Annotated in this window: 18 protein-coding genes; 10 read left to right on the top strand and 8 right to left on the bottom strand. The window is 58.1% G+C overall.

What is annotated here, in order from left to right; all coding sequences use genetic code 11:
* The first annotated feature begins 63 nt into the window (after positions 1-63).
* Positions 64-981 (top strand): SPFH domain-containing protein, encoded by a 918-nt coding sequence (locus tag PL597_RS02720; RefSeq protein ID WP_271364543.1) that lies wholly within the window; start codon positions 64-66, stop codon positions 979-981.
* Between the two features lie 254 nt (positions 982-1,235).
* On the opposite strand, the gene PL597_RS02715 is transcribed toward PL597_RS02720, so the two are convergent.
* The 3 genes from PL597_RS02715 to PL597_RS02705 form a co-directional block, all read right to left on the bottom strand.
* Positions 1,236-2,375: a GGDEF domain-containing protein gene (locus PL597_RS02715; protein ID WP_142911715.1), complete on the bottom strand. Its 1,140-nt coding sequence runs from the start codon at positions 2,373-2,375 to the stop codon at positions 1,236-1,238.
* 151 nt (positions 2,376-2,526) lie between these two features.
* Positions 2,527-3,975 carry a UdgX family uracil-DNA binding protein gene (locus PL597_RS02710; RefSeq protein ID WP_269826358.1) on the bottom strand — a complete coding sequence of 483 codons (1,449 nt, stop codon included), beginning with the start codon at positions 3,973-3,975 and terminating at the stop codon, positions 2,527-2,529.
* Positions 3,975-5,207: a putative DNA modification/repair radical SAM protein gene (locus PL597_RS02705; RefSeq protein ID WP_077983080.1), complete on the bottom strand. Its 1,233-nt coding sequence runs from the start codon at positions 5,205-5,207 to the stop codon at positions 3,975-3,977. The genes PL597_RS02710 and PL597_RS02705 overlap by 1 nt, the downstream gene beginning before the upstream one ends.
* A gap of 221 nt (positions 5,208-5,428) precedes the next feature.
* Here PL597_RS02705 and greA point away from each other — a divergent pair, with 221 nt between their 5' ends.
* Together greA and PL597_RS02695 are read left to right on the top strand one after the other, a co-directional pair.
* Positions 5,429-5,905, top strand: a complete 477-nt coding sequence (gene greA, locus PL597_RS02700) for a transcription elongation factor GreA (protein ID WP_003522847.1) — start codon at positions 5,429-5,431, stop codon at positions 5,903-5,905.
* 90 nt (positions 5,906-5,995) lie between these two features.
* Positions 5,996-7,051, top strand: a complete 1,056-nt coding sequence (locus tag PL597_RS02695) for a glycosyltransferase family 4 protein (RefSeq protein ID WP_271364542.1) — start codon at positions 5,996-5,998, stop codon at positions 7,049-7,051.
* A gap of 33 nt (positions 7,052-7,084) precedes the next feature.
* Here the strand turns inward: PL597_RS02695 and PL597_RS02690 are convergent, their stop codons facing one another.
* Complete coding sequence (locus PL597_RS02690) at positions 7,085-7,552, bottom strand: Lrp/AsnC family transcriptional regulator (protein ID WP_004430414.1); 468 nt, start codon at positions 7,550-7,552, stop codon at positions 7,085-7,087.
* A 250-nt stretch (positions 7,553-7,802) separates the two neighbouring features.
* Here PL597_RS02690 and trxB point away from each other — a divergent pair, with 250 nt between their 5' ends.
* The 4 genes from trxB to PL597_RS02670 all read left to right on the top strand — a co-directional run bounded on the left by trxB (position 7,803) and on the right by PL597_RS02670 (position 11,823).
* A complete protein-coding gene (gene trxB, locus PL597_RS02685; RefSeq protein ID WP_077983077.1) occupies positions 7,803-8,777 on the top strand; it encodes a thioredoxin-disulfide reductase in 975 nt (324 codons plus the stop codon).
* Between the two features lie 24 nt (positions 8,778-8,801).
* Positions 8,802-9,698, top strand: coding sequence for a LysR family transcriptional regulator VtlR (locus PL597_RS02680; RefSeq protein ID WP_046798419.1), 897 nt, complete (start codon positions 8,802-8,804; stop codon positions 9,696-9,698).
* 599 nt (positions 9,699-10,297) lie between these two features.
* Positions 10,298-10,588 (top strand): ArsR/SmtB family transcription factor, encoded by a 291-nt coding sequence (locus PL597_RS02675; RefSeq protein WP_137411041.1) that lies wholly within the window; start codon positions 10,298-10,300, stop codon positions 10,586-10,588.
* A gap of 122 nt (positions 10,589-10,710) precedes the next feature.
* Complete coding sequence (locus PL597_RS02670; protein ID WP_271364541.1) at positions 10,711-11,823, top strand: alkene reductase; 1,113 nt, start codon at positions 10,711-10,713, stop codon at positions 11,821-11,823.
* Between the two features lie 54 nt (positions 11,824-11,877).
* Here the strand turns inward: PL597_RS02670 and PL597_RS02665 are convergent, their stop codons facing one another.
* Both PL597_RS02665 and PL597_RS02660 read right to left on the bottom strand, forming a co-directional pair.
* Positions 11,878-12,267, bottom strand: coding sequence for a DUF6220 domain-containing protein (locus PL597_RS02665; RefSeq protein WP_077983075.1), 390 nt, complete (start codon positions 12,265-12,267; stop codon positions 11,878-11,880).
* Positions 12,267-13,304 carry an NAD-dependent epimerase/dehydratase family protein gene (locus PL597_RS02660; protein ID WP_271364540.1) on the bottom strand — a complete coding sequence of 346 codons (1,038 nt, stop codon included), beginning with the start codon at positions 13,302-13,304 and terminating at the stop codon, positions 12,267-12,269. The genes PL597_RS02665 and PL597_RS02660 overlap by 1 nt, the downstream gene beginning before the upstream one ends.
* Positions 13,305-13,392: 88 nt before the next feature.
* Between PL597_RS02660 and PL597_RS02655 the strand changes: the two genes are divergently transcribed.
* Positions 13,393-14,337 (top strand): LysR family transcriptional regulator, encoded by a 945-nt coding sequence (locus tag PL597_RS02655; protein WP_077983073.1) that lies wholly within the window; start codon positions 13,393-13,395, stop codon positions 14,335-14,337.
* A 58-nt stretch (positions 14,338-14,395) separates the two neighbouring features.
* On the opposite strand, the gene PL597_RS02650 is transcribed toward PL597_RS02655, so the two are convergent.
* Positions 14,396-14,662, bottom strand: coding sequence for a DUF2188 domain-containing protein (locus PL597_RS02650; protein WP_077983072.1), 267 nt, complete (start codon positions 14,660-14,662; stop codon positions 14,396-14,398).
* 194 nt (positions 14,663-14,856) lie between these two features.
* Here PL597_RS02650 and PL597_RS02645 point away from each other — a divergent pair, with 194 nt between their 5' ends.
* A complete protein-coding gene (locus PL597_RS02645) occupies positions 14,857-15,963 on the top strand; it encodes a calcium:proton antiporter (RefSeq protein ID WP_271364539.1) in 1,107 nt (368 codons plus the stop codon).
* Positions 15,964-16,021: 58 nt separating this feature from the next.
* Here the strand turns inward: PL597_RS02645 and PL597_RS02640 are convergent, their stop codons facing one another.
* Positions 16,022-17,224, bottom strand: coding sequence for a pyridoxal phosphate-dependent aminotransferase (locus PL597_RS02640; protein ID WP_077983070.1), 1,203 nt, complete (start codon positions 17,222-17,224; stop codon positions 16,022-16,024).
* A 211-nt stretch (positions 17,225-17,435) separates the two neighbouring features.
* On the opposite strand from PL597_RS02640, the gene PL597_RS02635 reads away from it, so the two are divergent.
* Positions 17,436-18,362: an EAL domain-containing protein gene (locus PL597_RS02635; RefSeq protein ID WP_077983069.1), complete on the top strand. Its 927-nt coding sequence runs from the start codon at positions 17,436-17,438 to the stop codon at positions 18,360-18,362.
* Positions 18,363-18,392 lie beyond the last annotated feature (30 nt).

The raw sequence follows: 18,392 nt of genomic DNA, 5'->3' as shown, positions 1-18,392 counted from the left end.
ATCTGCCTTGAATCTTCCTCAATTTATGATATCAAAAATAGATTACTTTTGTGAGGTTTTTTAATGTCGTCATCTATTACCGATAAGCCCGCTTTTACCCACAATGGCTATATGGCCATCGCAGCGATTGCCTTTGCGGTCGCGACCGCCATCGCCGCCTTCCTGTATCAACTCTCCGAATGGAAATCGCTCGACGAATTTTCTTTCATTCCATTCCTGATTACGATTCTGCTCATAGCGTTTGGCGTTTTCATTGGCTTCGGCATATTCTTGATCCAGCCAAATGAGAGCGCTGTCCTCATCCTGTTCGGCAAATACAAGGGTACGGACAAGACGACAGGGCTACGTTGGACGAACCCATTTTTCTCCATTAAGCGCGTTTCCCGTCGGCTCCAGACCCATAATATTGAATCAATCAAAGTCAATGATGCCGCCGGTAACCCGATAGAGATTGGTGCTGCCGTGGTGTGGCATGTGGATGATAGCGCAAAGGCCCTTTTGGAAGTCGATGATTTTAAAATCTTTGTCGCTATGCAGGCCGAAACCGCTCTACGTAAAATTGCAAGCCACCACCCCTACGACAACTGGCTTGGCGGAGAGGAGGCTCCCGAAGCAGAAAGCATAACTTCGCTCCGCGACGGCGGAGAGGATGTGGCGATGAATTTAATCTCCGAACTGCGAAACAGATGCACGACTGCTGGTATTCAGGTCACAGACGCGCGAATCACCCATCTGGCTTATGCGCCGGAAATCGCAAGCGCCATGCTGAGACGCCAGCAGGCAGCAGCCGTCGTATCCGCCCGCCGTACTATCGTCAAAGGCGCTGTCGAGCTTGTCAAGGAAGCGCTAATGGGATTGAAAGATAAAAACATCGAAATCGACCACGAAAGGCAAGCCGCAATGGTGTCGAACATGCTCGTCGTGCTCGTTGGTGATAAAGACGTAACCCCGGTTATCAACACCGGAACATTATACGGATAGAATAAATGGCAGGGCGCCCGCCTGGTCCCGAGCGGACAGCGTTTCCACTCCGCATCGAACCAAAAATCCTCAACGCCGTCAAACGCTCCGCAAGCTCGGACTTGCGGAGCGTAAACGCCCAGATTGAGATATTGCTACGCGAAGCGCTGGCTCGGCGCGGTGTATTATCCGATAAATCCGACGAAACGCCCTCTTAATACTACTGAACTCCACTTACCATTCCGAAAACAGGTGTTTTCTGACACCGGGACGGTCTACGCCGCCAGCGCCTCGCGAACGCAATTGCGCCCTTCGGTCTTTGCCCGGTAAAGCGCACGATCTGCCTTTTCTGCGAGCGTCTGGAGATCGCAGCGCATGTCGCCGGTGGCGGCAACGCCGATGCTGATGGTCACCCCGACACGCAGACCGCCGCAATCGACCTCATTTATCGCAACCGCGTTACGAATGCGTTCGCCGATCATGCAGGCCTTGTCCACACCGGCGCCCGGCAGGAAGATGATGAATTCCTCGCCGCCATAACGCGCCAGCACGTCTCCGCCACGGATGCTGCCGCCGATGCGCCTTGCCACTTCCTGTAGCACACTGTCGCCGACGGCATGGCCGAAGCGGTCGTTGATCGACTTGAAGTGATCAATATCAAGCAGCATGGCCGCGTCGTTGGGATCGGGGACGGCAGGCATCGTCTGAAAGAAGAAACGCCGGTTCTTGACGCCCGTCAGCGGATCGGTATTCGCCAGAACCAGCAATTTCCGCTCGGATCGCTCCGCCACCAGCATCATCACGAAGAGCGAGATGGCGAAGTTCAGCATGATAATGAAGAAGAACGCATTGACTAGGTTGATGCTGGCATAAGCGGGGAAAAGCACGCTTTTCATCACCGCAAGCGATATCAGGCCGGAGACGCCGGTAATCGCACCAAGCGCCAGCCGCGAAAGAAGCGGCTCTTTCCGCCACCGGGCAAAAAGCACGCCCGCCCCGCCAAGATAGGCCAGAGCCGCGCAGCCATTAAAAAGCGCCGCGCGAAACGCGTTGTTGCCGGCCACCTGCAACGCAACGCCAATCGCCAGCACTGCAATAAGACAGGTGAACAGGATGGTTTTGCGATTGACGAAACGTCCATCGCTCAATGTCTTCAGACCCAGCCAGATCAGCGCATATCCGGCAATACCGAACAAAACGCTGCCAAGCTCCCAAACGATCGGCGACAATATTTTCCATTCGCCATAGCCGGCAAGCGTCGAACCAACCGTCATCGCCGCAAAACCCGCAGCAAGAGGAATGGGCCCCGGTAGACCGCGGCTACTCATTTTGAGATAGATAAAGCTTAACAGACCAACGATGTAAGAACATTTTTGCATCAGTATTACTGTCGCGAGGTCGAGCTCACCCAAAATTAATTGTCCATACAATGAATAAATTTAAAACAACCAAATACAATATCAATTATAAAATTTCAATAAAAATAACGGAAAACCAATCGTTAAACGATAATACCGGAAGTTATGGCTCAAGTTTTCGATAAATCTCCGATATACACATCGAAATCTATTCGAATATTCTAATAAACTTTATATCCTCAACGAACCGCGTCATTTCCGCCTCTTTCGCCCGCCCACCAGCAAGGCGCAGGAGATAGGAGGGGTGCACGGTGACAAAAAGCGTTCGGCCCTCCTCCATCGGTATAGGACGACCCCTGATCTCCGAGAGCCTTTCTTTGCCGCCGGTCAGCGCATAAAGCGCAGTTGCGCCCATGGCAACGATCAGTTTCGGCCGGACGAGCGCGATTTCCTGATTGAGCCACCAGCGGCATTGCTCCACCTCGCCTGCATTCGGCCGTTGATGGATGCGTCGTTTGCCGCGCGTTTCATATTTGAAGTGTTTGACGGCATTGGTGACGTAGAGCTTTTTGCGCTCAATACCGACATCGGCAAGAGTCCGGTCGAAAAGCTGGCCAGCCGGGCCGACAAAAGGCTTTCCGGCGAGATCTTCATGATCGCCCGGCTGTTCGCCAACGATCATGATTTCCGCATCCTCCGGCCCGGAACCGAAAACCGTTTGCGTGGCGCTGCAATGCAGGGGACAGCGGGTACAGTGGCCAGCCTGCCGCGCCAGCGACGCAAGCGTTCCGTCTGGCGCCAGTTGCGGCATCTCCCGTGCAGCGGCCGCGGCCTGCAGGCGATGATGAAAGGGCTGCGGCTGGCTCGCCGTTCTGGCGGCCATTTCCAGCACCCGCGCCTCCGCACCGAGAATGAGGTCGGGAATGAGATCGGCTTCCGGCAGGTTCTTCCAGTATTTCTTTGGCATCTCCGCCGTCATGGCCTTAATCTTCAAGCGGGCCGGATTGAATATATTGGCATAATAGGTTCGCCAGAGTTCATCCGTCTCGTCCGTCAGATCAGGCTTCGCCGCCGCCTCCCGAGAGGTTTGCAGCTCGCTTCCATCCCATCGGGCGGACCCTTTCGGCGTGGCGATCAGCCAGTCCATATCGGTAAACCGTCGCTGGAAAAACGCTGCCGTTCGCTCGACGATGAAATGATCCGGCTCGAACCAGGCCACGAACCGCCGTCGCCCGCCCTGCCCCTGCGGCAAGCACAACTCCTTGAAACGGACGAAGGCCGTCATCTTGTGACAATCCCGACGCACCGATTTCTCGAGCAAACGGGCCTCTGCAACATCCGGATCGGACTTGAACTGCAACAGGGCGCGATCCCGCTTCAGCCGCCACAACAACCGGTAAAGCAGCGCAAACCGGCCGGGATCGCCATGGCAGATGACGGCCTGCGCCAGCGCCAAAAACGAGGCCGGAACGGAAACCTGCCCATTGCCGGCATCGACCGTCGGTAATGGCTCACCGGCGAAATCCAGCAGCCCTGCCCCGTAATCCTGCAACCGCCAGTCAATCGTCTCCGGTCGAATATCGGCGGCAAGGGCCGCACGCGCGGCATCGCGCCACTCGCCGAAATCGCCCCGCCCTTCCAGCACCGGACAGTACATCACAACAGCGACAATTGTTCGGGCTGCGGTGCAAACATCGCCCGCAAATCCGGCCGCTCGGTCAGCTTGCCCGGCGTCCAGCCCTCTGCGACGATAAAAGCCTTCACCTTTTTCAGGGAAACGCCGAAACGCGCAATATCCTCCAGCCGCAGCCGCCGGAACCGCCGTGACGAGAGAACGGAGGCCACCGTCTTGGTGCCGAAACCGGGCACCCGCAGCAGCATTTCCCGATCCGCCGCATTGACGTCCACCGGGAAACGGTCGCGATGTTTCAGCGCCCAGGCCAGTTTCGGGTCGATATCGAGATCGAGCATGCCGTCACCCCCGGTCGCCGTTATCTCGCCAATGTCGAAGCCGTAAAAGCGGTAAAGCCAATCCGCCTGATAAAGCCGGTGCTCCCGCATCAGCGGCGGTTTGATGAGCGGCAGGTTTTTCGATGAATCCGGAATGGGGCTGAAGGCCGAATAATAGACGCGCCGTAAACCGTAGCTGCCATAAAGCCGGGCACTGGTGGAGAGAATGGTGTTATCGTCAGCGCCATCCGCCCCCACGATCATCTGCGTGCTCTGCCCGGCCGGCGCAAAGCGCTTGGTCTTTTTCGTCCTGACGGTCGGCTCCCCCGCCTCCTCAATCTTCAGGCGGATATCGGCCATGGAGCGGCGAATATTGGCGGGCTGCTTTTCCGGCGCGAAACGACCAATGCCGCTATCGGTCGGCAATTCGATATTGATCGAGAGACGATCCGCGTAAAGCCCCGCCTCCTCGATGAGCCTGGGCGACGCCTCCGGAATCGACTTCAGATGGATATAGCCTCGAAAACCATGCGTAACGCGCAGCTCGCGTGCAACCCGCACCATCTCTTCCATCGTATGATCAGACGACCGGATGATGCCCGACGATAGGAAGAGCCCTTCAATATAGTTGCGCCGATAAAACTCGAGCGTCAGCCACACCACCTCTTCCGGCGTGAAACGCGCCCGCTCCACATTGCTTGACGACCGGTTGATGCAATAGGCACAATCATAGATGCAGAAGTTGGTGAGCAGAATCTTCAAGAGCGAAATGCAGCGTCCATCGGGAGCATAAGCGTGGCAAATGCCCGACCCCTCCGTGGAGCCCAGACCGCCTGATGCTGCAGAGTTTCGCTTGGTCGTGCCGCTCGATGCGCAGGATGCATCGTATTTTGCCGCGTCGGAGAGAATGGCCAGCCGTTGCTTGATCGACTTCTTCATAGATATGTTCACTATATGTTCTGGCGACGAATGTCAATGAAACAGGTTAAGTCATTGATTATGAAAGGAAATATGCGCACCTCAAATTTGCTGGCATTTCGCTGCCGTCTTCTGATATAGTCGGCTCAGTTTTGATTTTGGCATGGTTCCGGAGTTCCTCTCCGGAACCTGTTTCTTTTTGTGTCTGCAAGTATAGCGACCGGAATGCGAAGGATAAAAAAATGGTAGAAAAAGTACCGATGACTCAGGGTGGATTCGTCAAGCTTCAGGAGGAGCTGCGCTGGCGCCAGCAGGAGGAACGCCCCCGTATCATCGAGGCGATTGCGGAAGCGCGCGCCCATGGCGACCTTTCGGAAAACGCCGAGTACCATGCTGCCAAGGAAGCACAGAGCCACAATGAAGGCCGCATCACCGAACTCGAAGACCTGACCGCGCGCGCGGAAGTCATCGATCTCTCCAAGATGTCGGGTTCGAAGATCAAGTTCGGCGCCACCGTCAAGCTGGTCGACGAGGATAGCGATGAGGAAAAGACCTATCAGATCGTCGGCGACCAGGAAGCCGATGTGAAGGCCGGCCGCATCTCCATCTCCTCGCCCATCGCCCGCGCGCTCATCGGCAAGGAAGTCGGCGACAGCATTGAAGTTAACGCTCCGGGCGGCGCCAAGGGCTACGAGATTCTCGCGGTTCAGTGGGGCTGACGCCCCCACGTGCAATGCGCCCCATGCGGGCGCATTGCTTTTCTTGAAGTCTTCAATCCCCAAAATTAGCCGCAAAGACGGAAGCCCATCTTGTCCCACGTCAGTCTGAAAGATGTGCAGGTGCTTGCGCCGAACTTCAAACGCAGGCTCTCCGGCGTCACCTCAACCATCGTTCAGCTGATACCGGTGCAGAATCGGCTGGGACAGCAGGTCGCCGTCCTCGGCCCCGGCCTGCCGCCGCATCTGCCGCATGTGCGCTTTCGTGATCTGTGGCGGCTCTGGCAGGACGGTCCGCAGGGCGGCCCGCGCATCTGGCATGCCCGGCGAAATCTTGAAATGTTGCCGGGTCTTCTCATTCGTGACGTGCTGCGCATGAAGGTGAAGCTTCTGTTCACCTCGGCAGCGCAGAGACGGCATTCCGCCTATACACGCTTTCTGATTTCGAAGATGGACGCCGTGGTTGCGACCAACGCGCGCTCCGGCTCGTTCCTGGAAGTGCCCCACCGCGTCGTCATGCATGGCGTCGATACCGAGCTGTTCCACCCCGCCACCGGCCCGGAAGACACGATCGCGGCAACCGGCCTGCCGGGGGAATATCTGATCGGCTGCTTTGGACGGGTGCGCCACCAGAAGGGCACTGATCTCTTCGTGCGCGCCATGATCGAGCTTCTGCCCCATTACCCGCAATGGACCGCTGTAGTTTCCGGCCGCATCACAACAGAACACAAGGCCTTTGGTGATGCGCTCAAGGCCGATGTGACCGCGGCCGGCCTCGCCGACCGTATCGTATTTCAGGGCGAAGTTGGCGACATCAAGCCCTGGTACCGGCGGCTGACGCTCTATGTCGCCCCATCCCGCAACGAAGGCTTCGGCTTGACGCCGCTCGAAGCCATGGCTTCCGACACGGCCGTTGTCGCCAGCAACGCCGGCGCTTATGAGGAAATGATCGTCAGGGGCGAGACCGGGGCGGTTGTCGATGCGGGTGACTACGCCTCGCTCAGAGATGCGATAAAGACCTATCTCGCCGATCCTGCTCTGGCCAAAGCCCACGCAAGTGCCGGACTTGCGCACGTGCGCAGCACTTTTCCGCTGGAAAAAGAAGCGACAAGTCTCGGCGAAGTCTACGAGGCGTTGCGGCGGGGGTAATGCCCCCTCCGAAGTCGACGAAAAGCCGGCCGATCAGATTTCCACCAGACCGACGCGCTTCACCTGACGGATGGTGAGCATGGTGCGCACCGTATCGACATTTTCGTCCGCCGTCAGAACCTCGATGACGAAATCCTGAAATTCCGTCAGGTTTTTGGCCACGCAATGCAGCAGAAAGTCGCTTTCGCCCGACACCATCCACGCCTGCCGCACCAGCGACCAGCCAGCGGTTGCCGCCGCAAAGGCCTTCAGATTGCTGTCCGACTGGCGTTTGAGACCGATCATGCAGAAGGCGACGAGATCGAAACCGAGCTTCGGCGCGTTCAACATGGCGTGATAGCCCTCGATCACACCCGCCTCTTCCAGCTTGCGGACGCGCCTGAGGCATGGCGGCGCGGATATACCGACCCTTTCGGCCAGCTCCACATTGGTCATGCGCCCGTCGCGCTGCAATTCGCGCAGGATTTTCAGATCGATGGCATCGAGTTCGACGCTGGTCACGGAGGAGTACCTCGTTAAGCTGTAGAACTTCCTTGTACTATTCGGCGCGGGATTCGCAACATTATGCCACCGCCCGGTCACAAAATTGCGCGCGCATCCACAACTGCCTTGTTGGTAACGCAAGGCTGCCCTTGAATAAAGACACTAGACAACCTTAAATACCGGGCAACGAAGGGGTTGCGGCCCGTCCGCCGTCCTGCGGCTGGAAGGCCCTCGAGCGAAGACCCCGTTATTGAGAAGGAATATTTCCATGTCTGCCCGCCATACGAAGGTATTGATCATAGGCTCTGGTCCCGCCGGCTATACGGCAGCGATCTACGCGGCCCGCGCCATGCTGAAACCCGTGCTGATTGCCGGCATGGAACAGGGCGGGCAATTGATGATCACCACGGACGTGGAAAACTATCCGGGTTTCGCCGATCCGATCCAAGGCCCATGGCTGATGGACCAGATGCTGAAGCAGGCGACGCATGTGGGGGCGGAAATCGTCAGCGACCTCGTCACCGAAGTTGACACCACCGTACGGCCTTTCGTGGTCAAGACCGATTCCGGTCAGGTCTGGACGGCCGATACGCTGATCATCGCCACCGGCGCCAAGGCCAAGTGGCTCGGCATCGAAAGCGAACAGCAATTTCAGGGCTTCGGTGTTTCCGCCTGCGCTACCTGCGACGGTTTCTTCTATCGCAACAAGGACGTGATCGTGGTCGGCGGCGGTAATTCCGCCGTGGAAGAAGCGCTCTATCTCGCCCATATCGCCAAATCCGTGACAGTGGTGCACCGCCGCGACAGCTTCCGCTCGGAAAAAATTCTGCAGGAGCGCCTGTTCGCCAAGGAAAACGTCAAGATCCTCTGGAACACGGAAATCGCCGAAATCACCGGCGCACCGGCCAAGCCGCCCATGCCGCCTTCTGTCTCCGGCGTGAAGCTGCGTGATACCAAGACCGGCGCGATCAGCGAATTCCCCATCGACGGTGTCTTCGTCGCCATCGGCCATGCGCCGGCAGTCGAGCTATTCAAGGGCAAGGTGAAGCTGAAAGACAACGGCTACATGTGGACCGCCCCCGATTCCACCGCTACCGACGTGGAAGGCATTTTTGCAGCCGGTGACGTCACTGACGACATTTACCGCCAGGCGATCACCGCCGCCGGCATGGGCTGCATGGCGGCGCTGGAAGCGGAACGTTATCTCACCGCGCAACAACCGCTCGCGGTCGCAGCGGAATAACCGAAAGGCAGGATAGGCATGGCAATGCCATTGGACTGGGATAAACTGCGCATTTTCCATGCCGCAGCCGAAGCTGGGTCTTTCACCCACGCTGCCGACAAGCTGCATTTGTCCCAGTCGGCCATCAGCCGTCAGGTCAGCGCGCTGGAGCAGGATGTCGGCGTCAAGCTGTTCCATCGCCACGCTCGCGGCCTCATCCTCACCGAACAGGGCGAGCTGCTGTATCGCACCGCTCATGACGTGCTGCTGAAGCTCGAAACGGTGAAGATGCAACTCACCGAAACGACGGAAAAGCCGAGCGGCAAGCTGCGCGTGACGACAACCGTCGGTCTCGGCCAGGGCTGGCTAACGGACAAGGTACAGGAGTTCCTGCAGCTCTACCCGGAAATGTCGATCCAGCTCATCCTCGACAACGAGGAGCTGGATGTGAACATGCGCCACGCCGATTGTGCCATCCGCCTGCGCCAGCCGCAGCAGTCGGACCTCATTCAGCGCAAGCTGTTCACGGTGCATATGCACGTCTATGCCGCACCGTCGTATATCAACCGTCACGGAGAGCCACAGTCGATCGAGGATCTCGACAATCACCGCATCATTTCCTTCGGTGAACCGGCGCCAAACTACCTGCTAGACGTCAACTGGCTAGAGAATGCCGGGCGCTCCTCTGACAACACGCGCATTCCACATCTGCAGATCAACAGCCAGACCTCGATCAAGCGGGCATGCCTGCTGGGTATAGGTATCGCCTGTTTGCCGGATTATATCGTCGGTCGCGATCCTGGCCTCATCCAGCTGTCGCTCGCGGCAGATATTCCGTCATTCGATACCTATTTCTGCTATCCCGACGAGATGAAAAACGCTGCAAAGCTGAAGGCTTTCCGCGACTTCATCGTCGCCAAGGCGCGGAACTGGAACTTCTGACGTTAAAATAATCGACGTCAAAGAATAATCTCTCAAATTCAAAGCCTTACAAAGGCAGAAGCAAGAGGGGCGTACAGCGCCCCTTTTCAGCTTTGCACATAAAATATACCGGAAATACCGAGGGCTGCGCGGCGCGCATGTCTGACCTGCACAAAAAAGAGTTGTTTCGTGCACAAAAAAGCACCATATCGCTCTCAGCTGATGCACACGGTGGCTTTTCCTCCCAGTTCCACCGCATCAGCTGTTCCCCTCTGGAGGTTTTTGACCTTCACACTTAAAGGGCCCTGGATCCATCCGGCGGCCCTCTTTTTTTACCCGCAAGAATTTTCTCCGAATTGGCGAAATATCGCACGATGCAACCTTGTTTTGCATTGTTCCCACACCCATATCTTAGTTGGCTGTCACGTTCGCCCAAGGCACGCGACAGCTGTTCCCCTCTGGAGGTTTTTGACCTTCAAACTTGTCAGGCCGCGGAGAGATCCAGCGGCCTTCTTTTTTGGAACAGCCTTTTCGTCCCCGCAACGTTCACAGAGACGTGACTTGTATATCGATAATGATCGATATACATATCGGTCATGTCAGATATTAAAGAAGCACCGATGAACCCGGAGGAAGTCCTCAAGGCCCTTTCACACCCGGCACGGCTGAAATTCCTGGAATGGCTGAAAAACCCTGAAAATCATTTCTGCCAGGAGCATCCGCTCAGCATGGGGGTGTGCGCCAACCAGTTTCAGATCAGCGGCCTGTCGCAATCCACCGTCTCGTCGCATCTGGCGGTGTTGCAGGCAGCCGGCCTCATCCGGTCGAAAAAAGTTGGGCAATGGGTGTTTTTCGAACGCAACGAAGAAACCATCGATGCCTTCCGCCATTATCTGCAAGCCAATCTCTGAGCCTCCCAAGCTTTGAGCCCCGGGGTGCCGGACTGGAGACCGCAGCGGGTTTCACGCCGGCACCCGAAAAACAAAGCGCGTCCACCGCGCAATTTCGCCAACCGACCAGAAAGTGAAGTCGCATGACCAGTCTTTTCGAACCGGCACAGGCCGGCGATATCGTGCTCGCCAACCGTATCGTCATGGCTCCCCTCACCCGCAACCGTTCGCCGGGCGCCATTCCCAACAACCTCAACGCTACCTATTACGAGCAGCGCGCCACGGCCGGGCTGATCGTCACCGAAGGCACGCCGATTTCCCAGCAGGGCCAGGGCTACGCAGACGTTCCCGGCCTTTACAAGCGGGAAGCGATCGACGGCTGGAAGAAGATCACCGACGGCGTGCATTCTGCCGGCGGCAAGATCGTTGCGCAGATCTGGCATGTGGGCCGCATTTCCCACGTCTCACTACAGCCGCATGGCGGCCAGCCGGTTGCTCCTTCCGCCATTCCGGCGAAGTCGAAGACCTATATCATCAATGATGACGGCACCGGCGCCTTTGCCGAAACCTCCGAGCCGCGCGCGCTCACCATCGACGATATCGGTCTCATCCTCGAGGATTACCGCAGCGGCGCACGCGCAGCACTGGAAGCCGGTTTCGATGGTGTCGAAATCCATGCCGCCAACGGTTACCTGATCGAGCAGTTCCTGAAATCCAGCACCAACCAGCGCACGGATGATTATGGCGGCTCTATTGAAAACCGCGCCCGCTTCCTGCTGGAAGTCGTTGATGCGGTTGCGGAGGAGATCGGCGCCGGCCGCACTGGCATCCGTCTTTCCCCCGTTACCCCGGCCAACGATATTTTCGAGGCCGACCCGCAGCCGCTCTACAATTACGTGGTGGAACAGCTCGGCAAGCGCAATCTCGCCTTCATCCATGTCGTTGAAGGCGCAACCGGCGGCCCGCGCGATTTCAAGCAGGGCGACAAGCCTTTCGATTACGCAGCCTTCAAGGCGGCTTATCGCAATGCCGGCGGCAGGGGCTTGTGGATTGCCAATAATGGTTATGACCGCGAGAGCGCCATCCAAGCCGTGGAAAGCGGCAAGGTCGATGCCGTCGCCTTCGGCAAGGCCTTCATCGCCAATCCGGATCTGGTCCGCCGCTTCAAGGACAACGCGCCCTTGAATGAACCGAACCAGCCGACCTTCTATGGCGGCGGGGCCGAGGGTTACACTGACTACCCGGCGCTCGCCTGATAAAGGATAAAACAAAGACGCCGCATTGCCTGAAAGCGATGCGGCGTTTTTCTCTCAGCACGGACTTCGCGCCTGCCGCGCGGCGAAGTCGGAAAACGCGCCCATGACAAAAGCGTTGGGCACATGCAGCGCCTGCAGAAAACCATTGCCCGTTTCCCTGCCAATGCTCATCAGCGCCACCTGAAAACAATAGAGACCGAGCAGGACCAGCGCGCGGCCAAGATTGGGCCGCAACTCGTCGTATCGCAGAGCGAGGATTACCAGTGACAGGATCGGAACCGAAATCAGGAGACCGAGCCCCTTGTGCAGCGAAATCAGCGATCCGTCATAATAGATAGATAGCCCGGCCAGCAGCACCTGCGCGAAAATGAGTAACGGCACACTTGCCGAGATCACGACAAACAGGCGACGCCAAACCGACACCCCAATCCCGACCGTCGCCATCACACCCTGCCCCCGGCATCGACCGGTTGAGCAAGGCTCGCCGCACCCTGCCTTTGCTCGAGGCAGCCGAGGCTCGCCAATGTCGTCGATATCGCGACATCGATCGGTGTTCTGGGCTCCGTTCCGAGGAAATCCGTAAGCTTGCGATTGCTCATCCGGATCGGCATATGCCAGAGATATTGCATTTCCAGTACTTCACGGAACAGGGGAACGAAGGGCGCGGCCAATTTGATGCCCGCCCAAGACAGCCGCCGCCTCTTGACCGGATGACCGACAACCCGCTCGATGGCTTCAACCAGTTGCAGCCCGTCGAAATCCCAGAAACCCTCCATGTGATAGACGGCAAAAGCCGGTAGCTCATCTGCCCGGTCCAGCAACCGACCGATCGTCTCCGCCACGTCAGGCAGATAGGCCCATTGGTGTCCTGCATGAGGGCCGGCCGGATTCTGGACGCTGCGAACCGGCTTTCCGGGCTTCACCAGCATCTGCGAAAACCAGTTGTTTCTGGCATCCGGCCCAAAAAAATCCCCTGCCCGAACAATCAGCACCGGCACGCCACGCATCGACGCCATTTTCAGCCGCCGTTCCATCTCCGCACGCAACGCGCCCTTGCGCGTAAACGGCGTTTGCGGGCTCTCTTCGGTCAGTAGCGGAAAGGCGTCCGAACCGAAATTATAGACCGTACCGGGAAAGACTATCCTGGCGCCGCAGCTTTCGGCGGCGGCGATCGTGTTGTCCAGCATCGGCACGACCTGCTTCTCCCAATCGCTATAGCCGGGAGGATTAACCGCATGGACGATGAGCTGAGCGCCCTGCGCCGCCTTGAGAACATCCTGCCGGTCCATCGCATCGCCTGTCACGAATTCGATGTCGCCAGCGACTTCAGACGCTGGCTTTCGGCGAGTCATCGCCCTTAACCGCCAGCCCCTTTGCAGCAGCATTCGCGAAACCTGGCCACCGACGCCGCCGTTCACTCCCAAGACGAGAGCCAGAGACCGCCGATCCTGCACTGCACTTGCATCGTTCTCGATTGACATTGTCATACTCCCTTGTGTGTCTGGAGTATCGACCCGATGTGCGATATACGAAATTGTCGAAATCAGTGGAGCGGCTATACAAAATATTATGACGAAGAACCGCGATATCAGCTGGGATTTCTACCGCACCTTCCTCAGCGTGCTGAGCGACGGTTCATTGTCTGCCGCCGCCCGCGAGCTTGGCATCACCCAACCGACGGCGGGACGCCATATCGGCGCGCTGGAGGAGGCCGTTGGTTTTCCGCTGTTCATCCGCTCGCCCCACGGGTTGATGCCGACGGAAGCAGCACTTGCGCTCCGTCCCTATGCGGAAAATCTGGCAGCGACGACCGCCGCCCTTATGCGCGCCGCCTCCGGCGAAGTCGGCAAGATCGAAGGCACGGTGCGCATCAGCGCATCCGATATCATCGGTGTGGAAATGCTGCCGCCGATCATTACCGCCATGCAGGAGGTTCACCCGCGGCTTGAAATCGAGCTTTCGCTATCCGATACGCTGGAAGACCTTTTAAGGCGCGAGGCGGATATCGCCATTCGCATGACCGAACCGCTGCAGGATGCAATCGTTATGCGTTACATCGGCAATTTCCGCCTGGGATTTCACGCGACGCGCGACTATCTGGCAAGAGCCGGCGCCCCGGCAAGCATGGAAGATCTGAACCGCCACCGGATGGTCGGTTTCGACCGCAAGACGCCCTTTATCCGAGCGGCCATCCAGCGAATGCGCTCGCTTGACCCCGAAATACCCGATATTGAAGAAATTTCCTTCGAAATCCGCGCCGACAGCAATCTCGCCCAGCTTGCCATGATCCGCGCCAGCGCGGGCATTGGCGTCTGCCAGATCGGCCTTGCACGCAAGGACCCACGGCTGGTTCAGGTTCTCCCAAACATCGATATCCCGCTCCACACCTGGGTCGCGATGCACGAAAACCTCAAGACCTCGCCGCGATGCCGTGCCGTCTTCAGCGCCCTCGTCGAAGGCCTCAAGGGGCATCTTAAGGAAACCGACCCAAGTGCTCCGCCCAAACGGCGCTAATGCCGAACAACTCTCGGCGAAGTGATCCCGGCTTTGCTGGAAATCCACGGATCGCGCATCAAAACGGTCTGGCCTGCTGCGTCGTCTTGTCGACCACCTCGGCTTCCGGCCGGTCGCCGCCCTGGCTGTATTCTTCATGCCAATGGCCGCTCTCATCCTGATAGCTGATTTCCTCGTCATCGCCGCCCACCTGCTGTTCGGCAGCGACAATACGCGCAGCCTCACGGGCATCGGCATAGGTGGGAAACGTCTCGGAATAAGCGCCGTTCATGCGGTAGGCGAAGCCTCCGTCATGTTCGACGATCTCGTACACCACTTTGGTCATGCATGGTCCTCCTGTATCGGTAGGCGACATGGCAACCACAACCGCGTTTCAAGCATTGCACCCGATGGGACAGCGCGGCATGAGCAGCATGTCCTGCGACACCACTATCCTACCAAAAGCATTCAAGCGCAAATCCTGCTTGATCTGAAGGACGATACGTCACAGCCTGAGCCGATCAGGGGGAAAGGAAATCAATGGCGGGTTCTATTCTGAAACAGGAGCGGATGCTCTTGCTGGCTATACCGGCGGCAATCCTCGCCTATCTGGCCGAACATGCAATATTCGAAGCTGGAAAGACGGCGGCGCTGATTGCCGCGATAGCGCTGATCGGGTTCATCGTCCTCGTCTCGATGCGGGTTGCCCATCACGCCGAAATCCTTGCCACCAAGGTTGGCGATCCTTACGGTACCATGATACTGACGTTGTCGGCCGTCGCGGTAGAAGTGCTGATCCTCGCCATCATCATGAGCGAGTCCGATTCGCCCACTCTGGTGCGGGATACGATTTACTCCGCCGTGATGATCGACATCAACGGCATTCTGGGTCTTGCAGCACTTCTCGGCGGTCTTCGCCACGGCGAGCAGCCCTATAATGACGATTCCGGCAAGACCTATGGCGTAATGATCCTCACCGCCATGGGTATTTCGATGATCGTGCCGGAATTCATTCCCAAGGAAAGCTGGCATGTCTACTCCGCCTTCACCATCGTCGCGATGATCGCGCTTTATGCGCTCTTCCTCAAAATGCAGGTTGGCCCGCACAGCTATTTCTTCAGCTATGCCTATCCCCGGAAGGCACATCCGGCCGGCCAGACATCCGACGCCCACGCGGAAGAGGAGGACGAAGGCAGCGTGCCCCTTTCCATCGGTCTCATCGTCGCTGGCGTGGTGTTGATCGGCGTGTTGGCGGAATTCATGTCGACCTTCCTGAGCGAAAGCCTTGAGGGCACAAGCGCGCCGCCGGCGCTGATGGCGGTGGTGGTGGCCACGATCTCGGCATCGCCGGAAATCCTCACCGCGCTCCGCTCCGCCTTGCGCAACCGCATGCAGGCCGTGGTCAATATCGCCATGGGCGCATCCCTGTCGACGGTCATCCTCACCGTGCCCGTCATGGAGGGCATCGCGCTCTATACCGGTCAGCCCTTCATCATGGCAATGACACCGGTTCAGACCGTCATGGTCTTCATCACCCTCATCGCCGCCGCCATCAATCTCAATGACGGCGAAACCAACGCGATCGAGGGAATGACACATTTCATCCTCTTCGCCACCTTCATCATGCTGCTGTTTCTGGGGCTTTGACCAAAACGAAAAAAGCCCGGCGTCGCTGCCGGGCTTCTTCATTTGAGATCATAACCGATCAGCGGCAATCGGCACAGAAGCGCTGAATGCGCTTGCAGGCCTCTTCCAGCAGCGCTTCGGACGTGGCGTAGGAGATGCGGAAGTTCGGGCCGAGGCCGAAAGCCGATCCCTGCACGACGGCGACGCCTTCGGCTTCCAGAAGCTCGGACACGAAATCCGTATCGGTCTCGATGACCTTGCCGGACGGCGCGGTCTTGCCGATCAGGCCGGCACAGGACGGGTAAACGTAGAATGCGCCTTCAGGCGCCGGGCAGCTGATGCCCTTGGCCTGGTTGAGCATGGAGACAACGAGGTCGCGGCGGCCTTCGAAGATCTTCTTGTTTTCCGGAATGAAATCCTGCGTACCGTTCAGCGCTTCGACAGCGGCCCATTGGGCAATCGAGCTTGCGCCCGAGGTCTGCTGGCCCTGGATCATGTCCATGGCCTTGATCAGCGGCAGCGGGCCAGCGGCGTAACCGATACGCCAGCCGGTCATGGCATAGGCCTTGGAAACGCCGTTCATCGTCAGCGTGCGGTCATAGAGCGAAGGCTCGACTTCCACAGGGGTGACGAATTTGAAATCGCCATAGGTCAGATGCTCGTACATGTCGTCCGTCAGCACCCAGACATGCGGATGCTTGACCAGCACGTCCGTCAGCGCCTTCAGCTCGTCATGCGAATAGGCCGCACCCGACGGGTTGGAAGGCGAGTTGAACACGAACCACTTGGTCTTCGGCGTGATCGCCTTTTCCAGCGCTTCCGGCTTCAGCTTGAAATTGTCTTCCAGCGTGGCGTTAACGAAAACCGGCGTACCGCCGCAGATCGCCACCATTTCCGGATAGCTGACCCAGTAGGGCGCGGGAATGACGACTTCATCGCCCGGGTTCAGCGTGGCCATGAAGGCGTTGAACAGGATCTGCTTGCCGCCGGTGCCGACAATCGTCTGCTCCGGCTTGTAGTCCAGGCCGTTTTCACGCTTGAACTTGTCGGCAATGGCCTTGCGCAGTTCCGGAATACCCGAAACCGGCGTGTATTTCGTTTCGCCGCGCTTGATGGCGTCGATGGCCGCTTCCTTGATGTTTTCGGGCGTATCGAAATCCGGCTCGCCGGCGCCAAGGCTGATCACATCGCGGCCCTTCGCTTTCAGCTCACGGGCTTTCTGGGTAACGGCGATGGTGGCGGATGGCTTTACGCGGGAGAGAATGTCGGCAAGGAAGGCCATTTTTAATCGGTCCTATTGGGGTTGACATCAGCAGAGGTTGGAAAACTTGTCATCTGCGGCATTTTCTATGTCGAAAGACAGGCCTTCTTTCAAGGTCAAAAGCCGGCTTATGTGCCGCAGCGGAGAATTTAAACCTTCCTTAACCCGGAAGTAACGCTTGATACGCTACATTGGCGAGCCTAGGGGTCGTGTCTCTATAGCTGGTTGAAAAATGGCGCCCAAAAGCATCTTTTCCAGTCTTGTCCGCGAGGTCGATGGCACATGGTCCACGGCCTATCGCACCTTCAACCTGAAATCGGCCCTGCAGCCGATTTTCCGCCGCACGGCAAGCGGCAGGCTCGACATCGATTCCTTCGAAGGTCTGGTGCGGCCGCACCGCAACGGCGAGCCGGTGACGCCAGGTGAATTCTTCTCGCTTGTGGCGTCTGAAGACATCGAAAATATCGATAGCATCCTGCGCACGATCCACATTCTCAACACCGGCAGGCTCAACCGGTCCCGCGCCCGCATCTTCGTCAATTTCCATCCGGGCCTGTTCCAGACGCCGGCCAAGATGCGCCAGGAAGTGGAGCGCATGCGTCTTGCCGCTCACGAGGCGGGCATGACGGCGGACCGCATCGTCTGCGAAATCTCCGAGAAAAAAGCCTCCGACACGCAGATGGTCGCTGACTTCGCCTATCACATGCACGATATCGGCTTTCGCGTCGCGCTCGATGATTATGGCGCCGGCGATTCCGACATTGACCGGGTAAAGCTCATCAAGCCGGACTATGTGAAATTCGAAGCAGGCTGGGTGCGCGATTTCATGCAGAATTCAGCGGGCGCCGCCCTTCTGCGCGTCATCGTCAGCCAGTTTCGCGCCGATGGCATAGAGCCGGTCTTCGAGGGATTGGAAGCAGCATGGCAGGTCGATCTGTGCGAGGAACTCGGCGTCCTGCTGATGCAGGGCTACGTGCTGGCAAAGCCCGAACTTGCCCCCACCAGTTTCGACGCGCGTTTCCCGGAACTCGGCAGTGAATATCTCACCCCGCCCCGGGCGGAGAGGGGTCCTGCGCCACCGGCATTTTTCGGGGAAGAACGCCCGGCCGAGCCGCATCCGCTGCGCCAGACCCGAACCTTCGGAAAACGTCGCCTCTGACGCCATGGGCGACCAAACGGCTTCCATATC

It is taken from the genome of Agrobacterium sp. ST15.13.013 (genome assembly GCF_027956525.1).
Taxonomy (GTDB): Bacteria; Pseudomonadota; Alphaproteobacteria; order Rhizobiales; family Rhizobiaceae; genus Agrobacterium; species Agrobacterium salinitolerans.
This window is presented reverse-complemented; position numbering and strand designations above follow the sequence as displayed.